Consider the following 15,430-nt stretch of genomic DNA (forward strand, 5'->3'; position numbering starts at 1 on the left):
AATATAACAAGCCCCAGCAAAAAGCCGGGGCTAATACTTCAATTATTTTAGGACATTTTCAAAAACGCTTGACAGCACTTTTTACAAAAAAATTTATATTTTTTTATAACATTATTTGCAAGATCCTTTTTCTTCAATCATTGACTTTCGCCCTCAGACATGATAGCGTCAATACATATAACAAATTCATTATTTTATACCCTTTCCCCAGTTTGGAGGTTTCTATGTATCAGCAGCAATCACCAGCATTAAAAGAAACAAATCCTCATGGCTCCCAGGCTTTTCCCTGTGCTTTTTACCGTTTAAAACTAAGCGGACACGGAATCCTGGTCAAGCACCATTGGCACGAGGAGGTCGAGATTATTTACTTTCCCGGTGGAACCTTCACCTTAGATATTAATATGGAAACATTTGATGTATCTTCAGAATGTTTTTACTTTATTAATCCCGGCGAACTGCACAGCATACGTGCACGCTCAAAAGAAGTCTCCATGGAATACGCTGTCGTTTTCCAGCCGGAGCTGCTCTGCTCTCCTTTTTACGATACGGTTCAGACTCAGCTTATCCAGCCATTGCAAAATGGGCGTCTGATTTTCCCAAGATGTATTTCTGCAAACCATCCTGTTTTTCCTATTATAAAGGAGCAGTTCCAGAACATCACTAACGCATTTTACCGCTGCAGCTTTTCTGAACAATTGGAAGAGCTTCATGATTCCTTACATATAAATTTATTCCGCGCTTCTGGAAATGCCATTGTCGGCCTGGCAGATCAGCTTCTGATCAAGGCTTCCCTGTTAAATATTTTCGCAGATTTTTCCAATCGTCAGCTTTTTTCCCAGACTGAAAAATCTGATGACCGCAGGGTCGAGACCATAAAAACCACAATCACTTACATCCGCGACCATTACCAGGAAAAAATTTATATCCGCGATCTGGCATCCCTGATCGGACTCAATGAGCAATACTTTTGCCGTTTTTTTAAAAAAGCAATCGGCATGTCTCCCATAGAATACCTGAATGAATATCGCATCCGCCAGGCAGTACGTTTATTAAAAGACAGCAGTCTTCCAGTGACCGAGATATGTCTGGACTGTGGTTATAACAATATGGGGAATTTTCTCAGAGAATTTCGCAAATATACAGGAACCACACCTCTGCAATATCGGAAACACAGCCAGGGGATTGAGAATCCTTCCTTATAAAGCATACAGGCTTTATTCTTTTTCAAAACAAAGACCTGTCTACCAGAATGTTCCTAAAAACCTTCTGGTGAACAGGTCTTTTAAAATTTTTATTTTAGAATACCAGCAGCTGCATCATAATCCAGAATGATTCTTGCATCCTCCATCAACTTTAATGCAGAGGCTGGAAAATCCATAGTAGGCCTTGTCTGATACAGTTTATTTACAGCCTCAGCTTTATGTTTTCCACAAATCTGAAGTATAACTTTCTTCGTCTCAAAGATATGATGAATGCCAAGTGTGATTCCTCTTGTCAATTTCATGCCGTCAGAAAAGTATTTCTGTCCTACCTGCATAGTCGTTTCAGAAAGCTGAACAACTTTTGCATAATCTTCAAAGTTATCTCCTGGCTCATTTAAGCCAAGATGGCCGTTCATTCCCATACCAAGAAGCATCAGATCAATATGTCCGTTGTCAAAGATAAACTGATCAATTCTTTTACATTCTGCTTCCAGATCTGTCGCATGAACATCAAACAATGTCATCTGCTCTTCCTTGATTCCAAGAGGTCCGTACAAATGTTTGTGCAAAAAATGAGTACAGTTTTCAGACTCATCTTCCAGGTCCAGCCACTCATCCAGGGAAACGAATTTCGCTTTTGAAAAATCAATCTCTCCTTTATCCTGCATCTCCTTCAAGATTTCACAGGTTTTCACAACTGTCATTCCAGCGGGAAAACAAAGAAGTGCATCTGGTTTCTTTTCCAGAGTCTCCTTCACCAGCTCCGCACAACGCCGAGACATATCTTTTTCACTGTCATAAATCTCTGTGACTGGAAATTTTCCAGGCAATTTTGCTCCTAGCAGTTCTGCATTATGCTCCATACAATAACACACACTCTTTTCTTCAATATTTTTTTCAATACATTTTCTGCAATTTCCATGCACACTGCAAAGAATGTGCGGACATTTGCAATACATCTTTTCCATAGGTCTTACCCCTTTACAGCACCTGCTGCCAGACTCTCCTGAATATTGTTGCTCAGGAATGCATACAGCAAAAGTGTAGGAATTGTTGCAATTGTCAGACCAGCTCCAATAAGCCCCCATTTGGTAGAATACCTGCCAACCATATTGTTTACACCTACTGTGATGGTCATCCACTGGTCACTGTTGATGAATGTCTGTGCCAGCATCAACTCATTCCAGGAATCCAAAAAGTTCAGGATTGCCACAGTCGAGATGATCGGCTTAAGTAACGGGAGGATGATCTTAAAAAAAATCTTATACAGACTTGCTCCATCAATAAACGCAGCCTCTTCCATTTCTTTAGGAATGGTTTTCAGGCTTCCGCTGATCAGCAGGATTGCCATTGGCAGGTTAAATGCCACATACGGAACGATCAGAGACCACAAGGTGTCTCTTATTGTCTTTAAGTTCCGGTACAGTGGCAGAAGTACTGCCTGAAGTGACAACATCATTCCCAGAAGGAACAGAATGTAAACCACTGAGCTAAGTTTCCATTTCAGTCTGACCAGAGCATAGCTTGCCATAGACGCTAATATTGCAGTGGCTACAATGGTTACAGCTGCAACCAATAAACTGTTTATCAGATACTTATAAATATGTGCCTGTCCGAATACTGTAGCATAATGCTCCCAATGCCATTCCTTCGGAAGTCCGATGATATTCCCTCCAAAAATCTCAGCATTGCTCTTCAATGAGAACGTGAACAGCCAATACAGGGGGAATAACTGGATTATCGTCCAGAAAATCAGGCCGCTATACATAACTACCTTTACAGGTGTCAATTTTTTTCTTTGTTTGCCCTCTTCCTCTATTTTCATGAATCGCTCCTATATTTCCCCATGATTTTTTTGAATATAAACTGTACTCCAAATGTAAACAAAAGACATATGATAATAATTGCGATTGCAACCGCACTTGCGTATCCGTAATGGTTGCTGGAAAAAATCTCATTATACATCATCAAAGACAGTACACTGGACGCATGCATTGGTCCTCCGCCAGTTAAAATAAAAATCATATCAAAAGACTTCAAGGAACCAACGATACAAAAAATTGTTACTGCCTCAATCATCGGAATAATAATCGGCATAATAATTTTCGTAGAAATCTGAAGTTTAGAAGCTCCATCAATCTTTGCAGCCTCAATAATGTCTGATGAAATGGATTTTGCCGCGGAATAAAACAGCAACATATTGTAACCAATATCTTTCCAAATCATTGGAATAAAACAAGCTACCAGAACTGTTGCGGAAGACCCCAGCCAATTCTGTTTCCATTCTGGATGGCCAAGCCATTCAAAAAACACATTCAATAATCCATAGGATGGATGATAAATTTTCATCCACAAGTTTGCAATTACTGTACTGGATATAATAACCGGTATGAAAAAAGCATTGCGGAAAAAGTTTTCTCCCTTTACTCCATTCACCAATACCAGAGCCAGCAACATAGAAATTGGCATCTGAATTAAAACGGAAGCAGCCGCTAATAATAACGAATTTTTTAAAGAAAGAAGGAAAACCGGATCCTTGAACATTTCTATGTAATTATCCAATCCTACAAATGTTCCTTCAGAGATTCCGTTCCATTTCAGCAAACTGTAATCAGCCGACTGAATGATCGGAATGGCTACAATCAGGAGAAAAAGAATCAAACCTGGCAAGATGAAGAAACATATGGCTTTTTTACTGCGCAATGCTTTTTCCATATTAAACCTTTACCTTTCTGTTATTCTGCTAATGCTTCCTCTTTCGCCTGCTCAATCTGGGAAGCAAAATCTTCAGGTGTTATACTCCCTTCAATAACCCCCTGAAGTAAGTTATAGGATGCATCAATTGCAGAGCCTGTGAGGAATGTGTCCCACGCAAGTACATATCCGGTAGAATCCTGAATCAGTTCTTGAACTTTGGCAAGAGATGGACTGATATCAGCATCACCTGTATCAAGATCTGTCCAACAAGGAAGGGAATCGCCAAGGATATACGCTTCTTTTGACATGTATTTTGTCATTCCATATGCGAAATCAAATGCTTCATCCGGATGCTCAGTTGCGTTGTTTATCATAAAGAAATCAATAACACCACCAGAATACTGAGTTGTATCACCTTTTCCATTTTCAACTGATGGGAAAGTTGTAACTACAATCTCGTCCTGTGAGCATGCATTGTCTGGACTGTCAACACTCTGTGCTGCCCAGCTTCCGGCGAAAAACATTGGAACCATGCCACTGTAGAACAGTTCCTCTGCTTCATCAGAAGAAATTCCAAGTGTACCCTCCGGGAATGCACCAGCTTCGTTCATTTCCGCAAGAAGTCTTGCAGACTCTACGATTTCAGGAGTATCCAGTGTAGCGTCACCAGCAAGTGCAGAATTCATATAATCAGCGCCAGCGGTACGAACTGCCAGCATATTTTGGATCATTCCAATGTGCCAACCGTCTTTCGCGCCGAGAACCATTGGGGTAACACCGTTTTCTCTGAATACTTTGATGCATTCGATCATCTCATCATAAGTAGTCGGGATTTCCAGGTTATTTTCGTCGAAAATCCTCTTGTTGCAGAAAAGAACACCAGCCCACTGTTTCAGCGGTAAACCATAAGTCTGATCATTATATGTACAATAGGTTGTTGCCCCTTGAAGCAACTCATCATTTACTCCATATTTCTCGTAATACTCATCTAACGGAAGTACAACGCCTGCATCTACATAAGTTTTTGCATATCCTCCACCCCAGCAGAAGAATACATCTCCCTGTGAGCTGTCAGCTGCTGCTACTCTAAGTTTAGTTGTCTGATAATCAACCTCCTGTGTTGCAATCTCTTCGATATGAATGTTTGGATGTTCCTCTTCGTACTGAGCAATATAATCCTGTACAAGCGGGGCCATTGGTTGTCCCTCCGGCCAGATGTCCCAGAATTTTAAGGTAATCTCTTCATCTGTAAGCTGGACATCATCTGCCGCGCTTACACTTACTGCCATGGATGCTGCCATAGCTCCCACCAACAGTACGCTTAACATTTTCTTACCTCTCATGTGTTGTCCTCCTTTACATTACGTAAAATATTATATTTATTTTTTTCTTTTTCTATTTCTGCATATACTTCGGACGGTACTTCTTCGTAATGATCGTCCAGACCCATAAGATAGGCTCCCACAATAGGCTCATATACGGAGTCTATGATATTTATATTTACTGCTTCCTTTTTCAATTCAGATTCAACAGTTTCCCGAAGGGCCGGTACCTTACATTTGAAAATACTTCCAGATAAAACAATATCTACCTTCTCATCCAGGATATCCAACTGTCTCATTCCAGAAAGAATATATGGAACAATTCCCCGGGCAAAGTCTGCGTAAACCTCCGTAGCAACCTGATCTCCCTCCATAGCAACCTTCTCAACCACTTTGGGGAGTCCCAGATAATCCGATGAACCAATTCTGTGATCCACTCGCATTTGCAGAAGTTCATCTACAGAGTCTGCATGAAACAACTCACATAAATAATCCTTTAGTACAGTTGGTGTCCCCACCCCCGCCTGCGCATCAAACACCTTTTGTACAGCAGCCGCTCCAATAGATGCTCCGCCTTGAACAGAATCCGGAATATAATATCCAAAAATGATTTCCCTGCTACCATTTCTGACTGCACAGTTCACACCGGATCCGGCACAGATAATTCCACATTTGTCGCTGGCTGTTGCTGCTCTCATTGCAATAAGACAATCATTCACGATAGAGATGTGTGAAATCTTAAAATGGTCATACATAGCATTCTGGACAAGTTCTTTTTCATAGGCCCAGTCGATTCCGCTCATTCCGCCATATAATCCGCTGATATCCTCATATGCAAGTCCAGCCTGATCCAGAGCTTCATCAAACGCTTCCTTTGCTGCTTCCATCGCCATTTCCATTCCGTTAACAGAATGAACAGCGCCAAAGCTTTTTCCCATTCCAAGGATATGTCCGTATTCATCTCCTACTATTGCAGCAGTTTTACTGCCCCCTTGGTCTATTCCCATAAAGTATTTCATACAAATCCTCGCTTTATGTTCTGTTTATTTAAAAAACTGAGGTAAAAATTCCTTGCTACCCTTTAACAGGTCCGGAACAAGCTTCTCAACAACAGAGTATTCTCTTACTAACGGATGTGCCAGCAGTGCCTGTTTCATCTTTGTTACATTACCTTCAACAGCAGCTTCCACTGCAAGCATCTCATAATTCTTAACCTCGCTGATCAATCCCCAACACGGTGCAGGAATATAAGATTTATGAATTGGAGCCATACCGCGTTTGTTTACCAGGCAATTTATCTCAACAACTCCATCATCCGGAAGGAATGGTACAGCACCCTTATTCTGAACATTTACAACCATCTCAGTATCTACATTGTTGTAAACAGCATTTACAAAGTTCATGGCAACTTCTGAATAACCACCGCCGCCTCTCTTATAGAGTTCCTTCGGAATATCTGCATTGTTCTCATCTGCATAGCCTGCAAATACAATTTTCTCAAGATCCTGTACGTATTCGCCTCTTGTCTGGCTCTTTGCTTTCAGTTCTTCAACTCTCTGACCTGTCTTATAGTAATACTGTAAATACGGGCTGGTCAGACAGCCAAGAAGCTTCTGGATATCTGCTCCCACATCATCATTTGTCTCTGCCAGAGTCTCAAATTCTTTTTCTGTGACCGGTCTTCCGTCAATAGTGATGTGACTGATAAAGTTCAGGTGATTCAGTCCTACATAATCGTACTGTACACGGTTGTAGTCGATTCCCATGCTTCTTTTTGCCCACATTTTCGGGAAAATACCGCCAGAACAAAATCCTGCGATGTTTGCGTTTGTGTAACGTTTTACAGCTTCTGTCACAAGCCCTGCCGGATTGGTATAATTGATCAGCCATCCATCTGGAGATGATTTCTCCATATGTCTTGCAACATCAAGCATGACCGGAATGGTTCTGAACGCTTTCATCATTCCACCAGCACCTGTTGTTTCCTGTCCGATCAGACCATATTTGAGAGGGATTTTTTCATCCTTAACACGCTGTTTGTTACCTCCTACACGGATCTGAGTATCTACAAAAGCTGCTCCATATAAGGCATCATCAATATCTGTAGTACTTCTTATCTTGATTGGAAAGTCTCTCTTTGCAGAGTAGCGCTTGCAAAATCCTTCCATCACCTCAAGTCGGTGTGAATCGATATCATATAATACCAGCTCATCAATCGGTAAACTTTCTCTGCGAACAATCATCTCATCTAGCAGTTCTGGTGTGTATGAACTTCCAGCTCCTACAATTGTAAATTTCATAGTGTCCTCCTTTTTGTTTAACGTTACACATTTTATCTAAAAATAAATTATCAGTGTAACCTGACAATTTATTTTCGTTCTGGTTATTAATTTTCTTTTCTGGTTGTCTGACGAATAACCAGATTGGGATAAAACATTTTCTTTTCTTTTATTTCTTTCTTCTCTTTAATATCTGAAATCAGAATATCTACAGCTGCTTTTCCCATATCGCTAAGAGGCTGTCTGACAGTTGTCAGGGGAACATAAGAAAAATTGTGGTTTCGCGGCTGATCATCGTCAAATCCAATCAGCATCACATCATCCGGAATCCGAATTCCAGCTTCTAAAAGAGCTCTCATACCCCCGTAGGCCGTCTGGTCGGAACTGAAAAAAAATGCATCTGGAAGATCTGCCTTTCGACAGGTAGAAAGAAATTCCTTAAGAGTATTGTAACCCTCTTCTTCGGACCATCCAGACTGAAGTATCATAATATTGGAAGCACCGTGTTTTTTCATGGCACTCAGATAACCTTTCTGCCTTCTTCGCGCAGCCTGTCGGTTCTCATCACCGGCAACATGGGCGATATTCCTGCATCCGCATTGGAAAAGATAGTCCACAGCCACTTCGGAACCATATTGATTATTTAGCAAAATATTATTTACATTCAGGGAACCCATATCATTCTCAATCAGTGCAAATGGAAAATGTGATCTGGCAAGCTTAGTGATCAATTTCTTATCATCTAAGGCACTTCCGTAAATTAGGATTCCATCAACCCTTTCCTGCATGAAAAAGTTTATATAACTGCTCTTCTTCTCAGTACTGTTCCCAGCACTACAAAACAGAACATCATAGCCAAGCTTTCCCACTTCTTCTTCAATAGCCTGGATTAAATCAAAAAAATACGCATCACATAAAGTATCTACTACAACACCAATGGTGTTAGTTGTCTTCAAGACCAGCGATCTGGCAAGTCCATTGGGTGTGTACCCAAGTTCATCAATCGCTGCCTGTATCTTCTGGCGGGATTTCTCGCTGACTCCATATTGATTATTTACGACTCTGGATACAAGTGTAGCTGAGCACCCGGCTTTTTTTGCTACATCGGTTATAGATACCATATATTCTGACCTCTCGAATGTAATATATGTAATATTTGTTTTGTTTAACGTTAAACATAGTATATTCCAGTATTTGCAAGATGTCAACTGATTATTTGATATTTTTTGTTTATTTGTTTATGTTATTATATTTTGCAATATATTTATTGTGCATTATATACTATATTTTCTTGTGTATCGTAACACATTATATGTTTGTTGGATTTTATATATATTTCTATAATTTTAAACTCGTTTGAATTTAAGGGACACGTTCTGGTCAGAATTTCGTAATTTTTAATCAAATTAAGGGAAGTATTTTTCTTTTCATGTATGTATAATGTACTTAGTTCAAAGATAATCATTATATATAAGGAGACATAAATGAATAGCACGGAAAAAAAATGGTGGAAGGAAGCTGTGGTTTATCAGATTTATCCACGAAGTTTCATGGACAGCAACGGGGACGGAATTGGAGATTTAAAAGGAATTATTGAAAAAATTCCCTATTTGAAAGAGTTGGGCGTAAATGTAGTCTGGTTATCTCCCATTTATCAGTCCCCAAACGACGATAATGGCTATGACATCAGCGACTATCGCAGAATCATGGATGAATTTGGAACCATGGATGATTTTCAGCAGCTGCTGATGCTTTGTCATGAAGCTGGAATCAGACTGGTAATGGATCTGGTCGTTAATCATACTTCTGATGAGCATGCCTGGTTTGTGGAAAGCCGTAAAGACAGAACCAATCCTTACCGCGACTACTATATCTGGCGGGATCCTGCTGATGGAAAAGCGCCCAATAACTGGGGTTCCTGCTTCGGAGGTTCTGCATGGCAGTTTGATGAACAGACCGGCCAGTATTATCTTCACTTTTTCTCAAAGAAACAACCAGATCTGAACTGGGAAAATGAAAACGTAAGAAATGCAGTTTATGACATGATGAAATGGTGGCTAGACAAAGGCGTAGACGGCTTCCGCATGGATGTGATCAGTCTGATTTCCAAAGACCAGGAATTCAAGGATGGAGAACCGGAGCTTACTGGCTACAGTAGTTTTAATGTATGTGCCAATGGTCCAAGGGTTCACGAATTTCTCCAGGAAATGCGGCGTAAGGTATTGTCCAAATACGATCTTCTCACAGTTGGTGAATGCACTGGTGGCACTTTGGAGGAGGCTAAGAAATACGCAAGCAGTGATGAAAAGGAACTGAACATGGCATTCCAGTTCGAGCACGTAACTCTTGATGCTGACACGAACAATAAATGGGGACTGAAGCCTCTGAACCTTGTAAAATTAAAAGAAATCATGACCAAATGGCAGGTTGGACTTGAAGGCAAAGCGTGGAACAGTCTGTTTTGGTGTAACCATGATCAGCCTCGAATGGTTTCCCGCTGGGGAAATGACAGAGAATACCGTGAAATTTCCGCAAAAATGCTTGCCACCTGCCTTCACATGATGCAAGGTACCCCTTATGTTTACCAGGGCGAAGAACTGGCTATGACAAATATGCCCTTTCAGGATCTTTCTGAATTCCGTGATCTGGACAGCATTAACGGCTACCACGAAATGGTGGAAGTAAAGAAGCTGATGACTTCCGAGGAGATGCTTACTTCTCTTCGCAAAAAAAGCCGTGACAATTCCCGAACTCCAATGCAGTGGGATGACAGCACCAATGCAGGCTTCTCCACCGGTACACCATGGATAAAAGTAAATCCAAATTATACGGAGATCAATGCCAGAGAGCAGCTCCAGAGACCGGATTCTGTTTTCCATTATTACCAGAAACTGATTCAGCTCCGTAAACAGCACGAGATCATTGTTTACGGAAAATATGAGCTTCTGGACGGTACAAATCCTGATGTATACGCCTACACCAGAGCTCTGGATAATGAGAAGCTGCTGATTGTATGCAACTTTACCAGCAAGGAACTAGACTACCCCATTCCGGAAATGTATAAAGACGGAAGCTGTCTGATTTCCAATTATCCAGACAATACCATTGGTAATAAGCTTCGTCCCTATGAGGCATATGTATTACATATAGAGCTTTAATTCTTTTCAGTAACTGTTCAGAAGGCTTCATTCCGCAAGGTGTTTTTGTGAACATACTGAACAGTTACTCTTTTCAAATATTTCATAACTGCTGTGCATTGTCAAATATGCTCCGCAGCTTATTATACAAGGAGGAATCATTTATTATGGAAAAAAAATGGTGGCAGGATAAAGTAGCCTATCAGATTTATCCGAAAAGCTTTTATGACACAAACGGTGATGGAATCGGCGATCTGCCGGGAATTATTGAGAAACTGGATTATTTAAAGGAGCTGGGGGTTGACATTGTCTGGCTTTCCCCCTGCTATCGCTCCCCTCTTGCCGACCAGGGATACGATATTTCCGATTATTACGACATTGACCCGCGATTCGGAACTATGGAGGATATGGACCGCCTTATCGCAGAAGCAAAGAAGCGGGACATGTATATTGTCATGGATCTGGTTGTAAACCACTGCTCTGATGAGCACGAATGGTTTAAAAAAGCCTGTAAAGATCCGGATGGAAAATACGGCCGTTTCTTCTATTTAAGAGACAAAGAAGATGGTAAGCTTCCTACTAACTGGCGCTCCTATTTCGGAGGTTCGGTATGGGAGGATCTGCCTGGCACCAACAAACAGTACCTTCATGTTTTTCATAAAAAGCAGCCCGACCTGAACTGGGAAAATCCAGAGCTCCGTGAGGAAGTATATAAAAATATTAACTGGTGGCTGGACAAGGGTCTTGGCGGTTTCCGCATTGATGCTATCATTAATATCAAAAAAGCTCTTCCTATGCATGATTATGAGCCTGATCGTGAGGACGGACTCTGCAGCATTAATAAAATGCTGGAGGAAGCTACCGGAATCGGAGAATTTCTTGGAGAAATGCGTGACCGCACCTTCAAGCCTCACGATGCTTTTTCCGTAGGTGAGGTTTTCAACGCAAAAGACGAAGAGCTCCCGGATTTTATTGGAAACAATGGTTATTTTTCTTCTATGTTCGACTTTAACGAAACCATTTTCGGAGGTTCTGAAAAAGGCTGGTACGATTGCAAAGAAATCACACCTGACGACTACAAGCGCTGCTGTTTTGAGACACAGGCCAAAATGGGGGATTTCGGATTCGTTTCCAATATTATCGAGAATCATGACGAGCCTCGCGGTGTCAGTCACTATATTCCAGAAGGTGATTGCTGTGACACAAGCAAAAAAATGCTGGCAGCATTGAATTTCATGCTTCGTGGACTTCCCTTTATTTATCAGGGACAGGAGCTTGGCATGGAAAATATCCCGTTCAAATCTATTGACGAGGTAGATGATATTTCAACTCTGGATGAATATAAAGTTGCACTTGACGCCGGACTTACCCCGGAAGCAGCTTTGAAAGCTGTTGCCCGCCGCAGCCGTGACAATGCCCGTACCCCCATGCAGTGGACTGGTGAGGAAAATGCCGGATTTACAGCTGGTACACCGTGGCTTCGGGTAAATTCCAATTATACCGCAATTAATGTGGAAAAAGAGACGATTGATCCAAATTCCGTACTTAATTTCTATAAGAAACTGATCGCTCTTCGCAAGGATCCGGAATATAAAGAAACCGTTGTGTATGGTGCTCTGGAGCCCTTTATGGAAGATCGGCATAATTTAATGGCATACTACCGTAAAGGAGATAAAACTTTGCTTGTGGTTGGCAATTATCAGTGGGATGAGCAGGAAATTACACTTCCATCAGAATGCAAAAAGGTGCTGATCAATAACTACCCGGATATGGTTCTGGATGGAAATTCAGTTAAGCTGCATGGATATCAGGTGCTGGTTGTGGAGTTAGCGTAAACGATTTTCACGCTTGGTATTTATTGTATTCCAACACCTTATTGACAATTTTTCCCATTATTACTATAATAACAAAAGAACAGGGGAGCTTGTACACAGGCTGAGAGGAAATTGTGAATTTCGACCCTATTACCTGATGCGGATAATGCCGCCGTAGGAAGTCATCATGGGTTTGATTTTTTTCGGAGACACCTCATTGGGGTGTCTCTTTTTTCATATGGCAGCAATGCAGCGTTCGGCTGGGGGCACCACTTTCGGACGCTATATAAAATTAATGCATACATAACAACAGTGCCGGTTTGTAAAAAGATTTTTTCACGTTATAACTCATAACTCGTGGAAACTGCTTCAAACAAGGCCAAGAGAAAGGAAGAAAATTATGAGAACAGCATTAACAATCGCTGGAAGTGACTCCAGCGGAGGCGCCGGTATCCAGGCTGATATCAAGACAATGATCAGCAATGGAGTATATGCCATGAGTGCGATTACCGCACTTACCGCACAGAATACTACCGGTGTAACAGGTATTATGGAAGCAACGCCAGAATTTCTGGCAGACCAGCTGGATAATATTTTTACAGATATTTATCCGGATGCAGTGAAGATTGGAATGGTATCTTCCAGCGCTTTGATTGAAACCATTGCGACAAAGCTTCGCCAGTATGAAGCAAAGAACATTGTAGTAGACCCGGTTATGGTCGCCACAAGCGGAGCCAAGCTGATCAATGATGAAGCCATTGAAGCCCTTAAAAGTCAGCTTCTTCCAATGGCCACAGTCCTGACACCGAATATTCCGGAGGCAGAGGTTCTGTCCGGAATGAAAATAGAAACTGCCGAGGATATGATCAAAGCCGCTGCTGCCATCGGAGAGAAATACAGCTGTGCAGTGCTTTGCAAGGGTGGTCATCAGCTAAATGACGCCAATGACCTTCTGTGGCGCAAAGGCGATTACAAATGGTTCCAGGGAAAGCGGATCAACAATCCAAACACTCACGGAACAGGATGTACCTTATCCAGTGCCATTGCTTCTAATCTGGCAAAGGGATTTGACCTGGATACTTCCGTGGAGAGGGCAAAGAAATATATTTCCGGAGCACTTGCTGCTATGCTGGATCTTGGAAAAGGCAGTGGTCCTATGGATCACGGATTTGCAATAAAAAATGAATTCACACTGTCACATGACGAGATTACGGCAGAAGCCTCTGTCTTCACAAATGGGGAATCAGGCGTGTCAGCAAAACAAGCAGCCTCTGTCACTGCAGAATCTGAACTCTCAACCGTAAAACCGACACCAGATAAGGAGGCGAAATAACATGACCGAAAAACGTACTTCCATTTTTGAAAACGGCCTGATCTGGTTTGGCGCTGGTGTTTCCCTGGCGGAAATCCTCACTGGAACCTATTTTGCCTCACTTGGCTTTGGAAAAGGTCTTCTTGCCATTATCATCGGACATATTATTGGCTGTACCCTGCTTTTCCTCGCCGGAGTAATTGGCGGAAAAACACGCCGCAGTGCAATGGAAACTGTAAAAATGAGCTTTGGGGAAAAGGGCGGGATTTTCTTCTCCTTCCTGAATGTACTTCAGCTGGTTGGCTGGACTGCTATTATGATCTACGACGGAGCTCTGGCCGCAAACGGTGTGTTACATACCGGAAGCTGGGTATGGTGTCTGGTAATCGGTGCACTGATCGTACTGTGGATTTTTATCGGCATCACAAACCTTGGAAAAATCAACACCATCGCTATGGCAGCACTTTTTATCCTTACACTGGTACTCTGCAAGCTCATCTTCTTTGATGGCGGGACTGCACTTGCCATTGGCGAGGAAGCCATGTCCTTTGGTGCTGCGGTTGAGCTTTCTGTTGCAATGCCACTGTCCTGGCTGCCGCTGATCAGTGATTATACCCGCGAGGCGAAGGAGCCAGTGAAAGCAACTGCTGTAAGCTCTATTGTTTACGGTCTTGTAAGCTGCTGGATGTATGTAATCGGTATGGGTGCAGCGATTTATACCGGTGAATCCGACATTGCTCAGATTATGGTGAAAGCCGGACTGGGAATTGCAGGCCTTCTGATCATTGTATTTTCCACTGTTACCACCACATTCCTGGATGCTTACTCCGCCGGAATTTCATCTGAATCTGTATTTTCCAAAATTAATGGAAAATATGCCGCAATTGCCGTAACCATCATCGGAACAATTGCTGCAACTGTGTATCCAATGGACAACATTACCGATTTCCTGTACCTCATCGGTTCTGTATTTGCACCGATGATCGCCATTCAGATTGCAGACTTCTTCCTGCTGAAACGTGCTGACAGTCTGGGCGAATCGGTTGACATAACAAATGCGGTAATCTGGGTGATCGGATTTGTGCTGTACCGAATTTTAATGAGAATTGATATTCCTGTGGGAAATACACTGCCAGATATGGTGGTTACCATTCTCATTTGTATGATCGTGCGAAATGTTTTAAAGAGTAAAAAATAGACTTTCACTTTAGAGTGTATTGGATAAAAGACTTTCTGCAAGATATGCATCACGACTTATGAGAGATTTTGCCCGGATGACTCACAGAAAACACAGCCATTCTAAAAGAACTTCGAAATATTTTTTCGAAGTTCTTTTTATATTGCCAAAACCAGGGCAATCCACCTTTTACCGTCACCGCAGTATTTAGGTTCCTTATGTTTTTTGCATAGACAAACTATAAAATCCGCTGTGTCAGGTTGAATTTAAAGAGCTTAAATGGTACAATGGACTATCTTGATTGTGCAACTTCATCACACCGGAGGTACCGAAAATGGTAAAAAAAAATATGAACGAGAACGATGGATTTACGCTGGCTGAGCTCTTGATCGTAGTCGCTATCATTGGTGTACTTGGTCCTATGTCAAGATTTAGTACAAGTTAAAATAAGAAATTTCTCCCTATTTTAACCTGCCAGAAGCTCAGCCTC

Annotated in this window: 12 protein-coding genes, 1 pseudogene and 1 riboswitch; of the genes and pseudogenes, 6 read left to right on the plus strand and 7 right to left on the minus strand. The window is 41.8% G+C overall.

Translation table 11 applies throughout. The features are described from left to right. Nucleotides 1–224 precede the first annotated feature (224 nt). The gene (locus AB5642_RS18145) at nt 225–1,202 is read left to right on the plus strand and encodes an AraC family transcriptional regulator (RefSeq protein WP_173719556.1); all 978 of its coding nucleotides are present in this window, start codon (nt 225–227) and stop codon (nt 1,200–1,202) included. An 89-nt stretch (nt 1,203–1,291) separates the two neighbouring features. Here the strand turns inward: AB5642_RS18145 and AB5642_RS18150 are convergent, their stop codons facing one another. The 7 genes from AB5642_RS18150 to AB5642_RS18180 all read right to left on the minus strand — a co-directional run bounded on the left by AB5642_RS18150 (nt 1,292) and on the right by AB5642_RS18180 (nt 8,621). After that, on the minus strand, nt 1,292–2,170 hold the full coding sequence (locus AB5642_RS18150) for a glucosamine-6-phosphate deaminase (RefSeq protein ID WP_118584252.1): 879 nt from the start codon (nt 2,168–2,170) through the stop codon (nt 1,292–1,294). A gap of 5 nt (nt 2,171–2,175) precedes the next feature. Then, nucleotides 2,176–3,027, minus strand: a complete 852-nt coding sequence (locus AB5642_RS18155) for a carbohydrate ABC transporter permease (RefSeq protein WP_173719557.1) — start codon at nt 3,025–3,027, stop codon at nt 2,176–2,178. Further along, on the minus strand, nt 3,024–3,917 hold the full coding sequence (locus AB5642_RS18160) for a carbohydrate ABC transporter permease (RefSeq protein ID WP_118584250.1): 894 nt from the start codon (nt 3,915–3,917) through the stop codon (nt 3,024–3,026). Before AB5642_RS18160 ends, AB5642_RS18155 begins: the two co-directional genes overlap by 4 nt. A gap of 20 nt (nt 3,918–3,937) precedes the next feature. Continuing rightward, entirely contained in the window at nt 3,938–5,242 is a 1,305-nt protein-coding gene (locus AB5642_RS18165) for an ABC transporter substrate-binding protein (RefSeq protein WP_118584249.1), read from the minus strand. After that, nucleotides 5,239–6,240, minus strand: a complete 1,002-nt coding sequence (locus AB5642_RS18170; RefSeq protein ID WP_118584248.1) for an N-acetylglucosamine kinase — start codon at nt 6,238–6,240, stop codon at nt 5,239–5,241. Before AB5642_RS18170 ends, AB5642_RS18165 begins: the two co-directional genes overlap by 4 nt. Before the next feature lie 24 nt (nt 6,241–6,264). After that, a complete protein-coding gene (locus tag AB5642_RS18175) occupies nt 6,265–7,521 on the minus strand; it encodes a 6-phospho-beta-glucosidase (RefSeq protein WP_173719558.1) in 1,257 nt (418 codons plus the stop codon). Nucleotides 7,522–7,607: 86 nt separating this feature from the next. Then, entirely contained in the window at nt 7,608–8,621 is a 1,014-nt protein-coding gene (locus AB5642_RS18180; RefSeq protein WP_118584246.1) for a LacI family DNA-binding transcriptional regulator, read from the minus strand. Between the two features lie 363 nt (nt 8,622–8,984). Here AB5642_RS18180 and AB5642_RS18185 point away from each other — a divergent pair, with 363 nt between their 5' ends. From AB5642_RS18185 to AB5642_RS18205, 5 genes and pseudogenes are all read left to right on the plus strand, one after another. Beyond that, nucleotides 8,985–10,658 (plus strand): alpha-glucosidase, encoded by a 1,674-nt coding sequence (locus tag AB5642_RS18185; RefSeq protein ID WP_173719559.1) that lies wholly within the window; start codon nt 8,985–8,987, stop codon nt 10,656–10,658. Between the two features lie 146 nt (nt 10,659–10,804). Continuing rightward, the gene (locus AB5642_RS18190; protein WP_368371814.1) at nt 10,805–12,472 is read left to right on the plus strand and encodes an alpha-glucosidase; all 1,668 of its coding nucleotides are present in this window, start codon (nt 10,805–10,807) and stop codon (nt 12,470–12,472) included. 71 nt (nt 12,473–12,543) lie between these two features. Then, a riboswitch (TPP riboswitch) is annotated at nt 12,544–12,649 on the plus strand. A gap of 202 nt (nt 12,650–12,851) precedes the next feature. Further along, nucleotides 12,852–13,640: pseudogene (gene thiD / locus AB5642_RS18195) on the plus strand (bifunctional hydroxymethylpyrimidine kinase/phosphomethylpyrimidine kinase); the annotation flags it as partial. A 145-nt stretch (nt 13,641–13,785) separates the two neighbouring features. After that, the gene (gene cytX, locus AB5642_RS18200) at nt 13,786–14,961 is read left to right on the plus strand and encodes a putative hydroxymethylpyrimidine transporter CytX (protein WP_195392270.1); all 1,176 of its coding nucleotides are present in this window, start codon (nt 13,786–13,788) and stop codon (nt 14,959–14,961) included. 328 nt (nt 14,962–15,289) lie between these two features. Beyond that, nucleotides 15,290–15,385 carry a prepilin-type N-terminal cleavage/methylation domain-containing protein gene (locus AB5642_RS18205; protein ID WP_173719563.1) on the plus strand — a complete coding sequence of 32 codons (96 nt, stop codon included), beginning with the start codon at nt 15,290–15,292 and terminating at the stop codon, nt 15,383–15,385. Nucleotides 15,386–15,430: the final 45 nt, after the last annotated feature.

This window comes from Ruminococcus sp. 1001136sp1_2201st1_G3_2201SCRN_220225 (assembly GCF_040924365.1).
GTDB classification, from domain to species: Bacteria; Bacillota; Clostridia; order Lachnospirales; family Lachnospiraceae; genus Blautia_A; species Blautia_A faecis.

Bases quoted from the DNA above. Each gene is read 5' to 3' on its own strand.
- AB5642_RS18150 (WP_118584252.1), bottom strand. From the start codon at position 2,170: ATGGAAAAGATGTATTGCAAATGTCCGCACATTCTTTGCAGTGTGCAT.
- AB5642_RS18165 (WP_118584249.1), bottom strand. From the start codon at position 5,242: ATGAGAGGTAAGAAAATGTTAAGCGTACTGTTGGTGGGAGCTATGGCA.
- AB5642_RS18180 (WP_118584246.1), bottom strand. From the start codon at position 8,621: ATGGTATCTATAACCGATGTAGCAAAAAAAGCCGGGTGCTCAGCTACA.
- cytX (WP_195392270.1), top strand. From the start codon at position 13,786: ATGACCGAAAAACGTACTTCCATTTTTGAAAACGGCCTGATCTGGTTT.
- AB5642_RS18190 (WP_368371814.1), top strand. From the start codon at position 10,805: ATGGAAAAAAAATGGTGGCAGGATAAAGTAGCCTATCAGATTTATCCG.
- AB5642_RS18160 (WP_118584250.1), bottom strand. From the start codon at position 3,917: ATGGAAAAAGCATTGCGCAGTAAAAAAGCCATATGTTTCTTCATCTTG.
- AB5642_RS18185 (WP_173719559.1), top strand. From the start codon at position 8,985: ATGAATAGCACGGAAAAAAAATGGTGGAAGGAAGCTGTGGTTTATCAG.
- AB5642_RS18205 (WP_173719563.1), top strand. From the start codon at position 15,290: ATGAACGAGAACGATGGATTTACGCTGGCTGAGCTCTTGATCGTAGTC.
- AB5642_RS18155 (WP_173719557.1), bottom strand. From the start codon at position 3,027: ATGAAAATAGAGGAAGAGGGCAAACAAAGAAAAAAATTGACACCTGTA.
- AB5642_RS18145 (WP_173719556.1), top strand. From the start codon at position 225: ATGTATCAGCAGCAATCACCAGCATTAAAAGAAACAAATCCTCATGGC.
- AB5642_RS18170 (WP_118584248.1), bottom strand. From the start codon at position 6,240: ATGAAATACTTTATGGGAATAGACCAAGGGGGCAGTAAAACTGCTGCA.
- AB5642_RS18175 (WP_173719558.1), bottom strand. From the start codon at position 7,521: ATGAAATTTACAATTGTAGGAGCTGGAAGTTCATACACACCAGAACTG.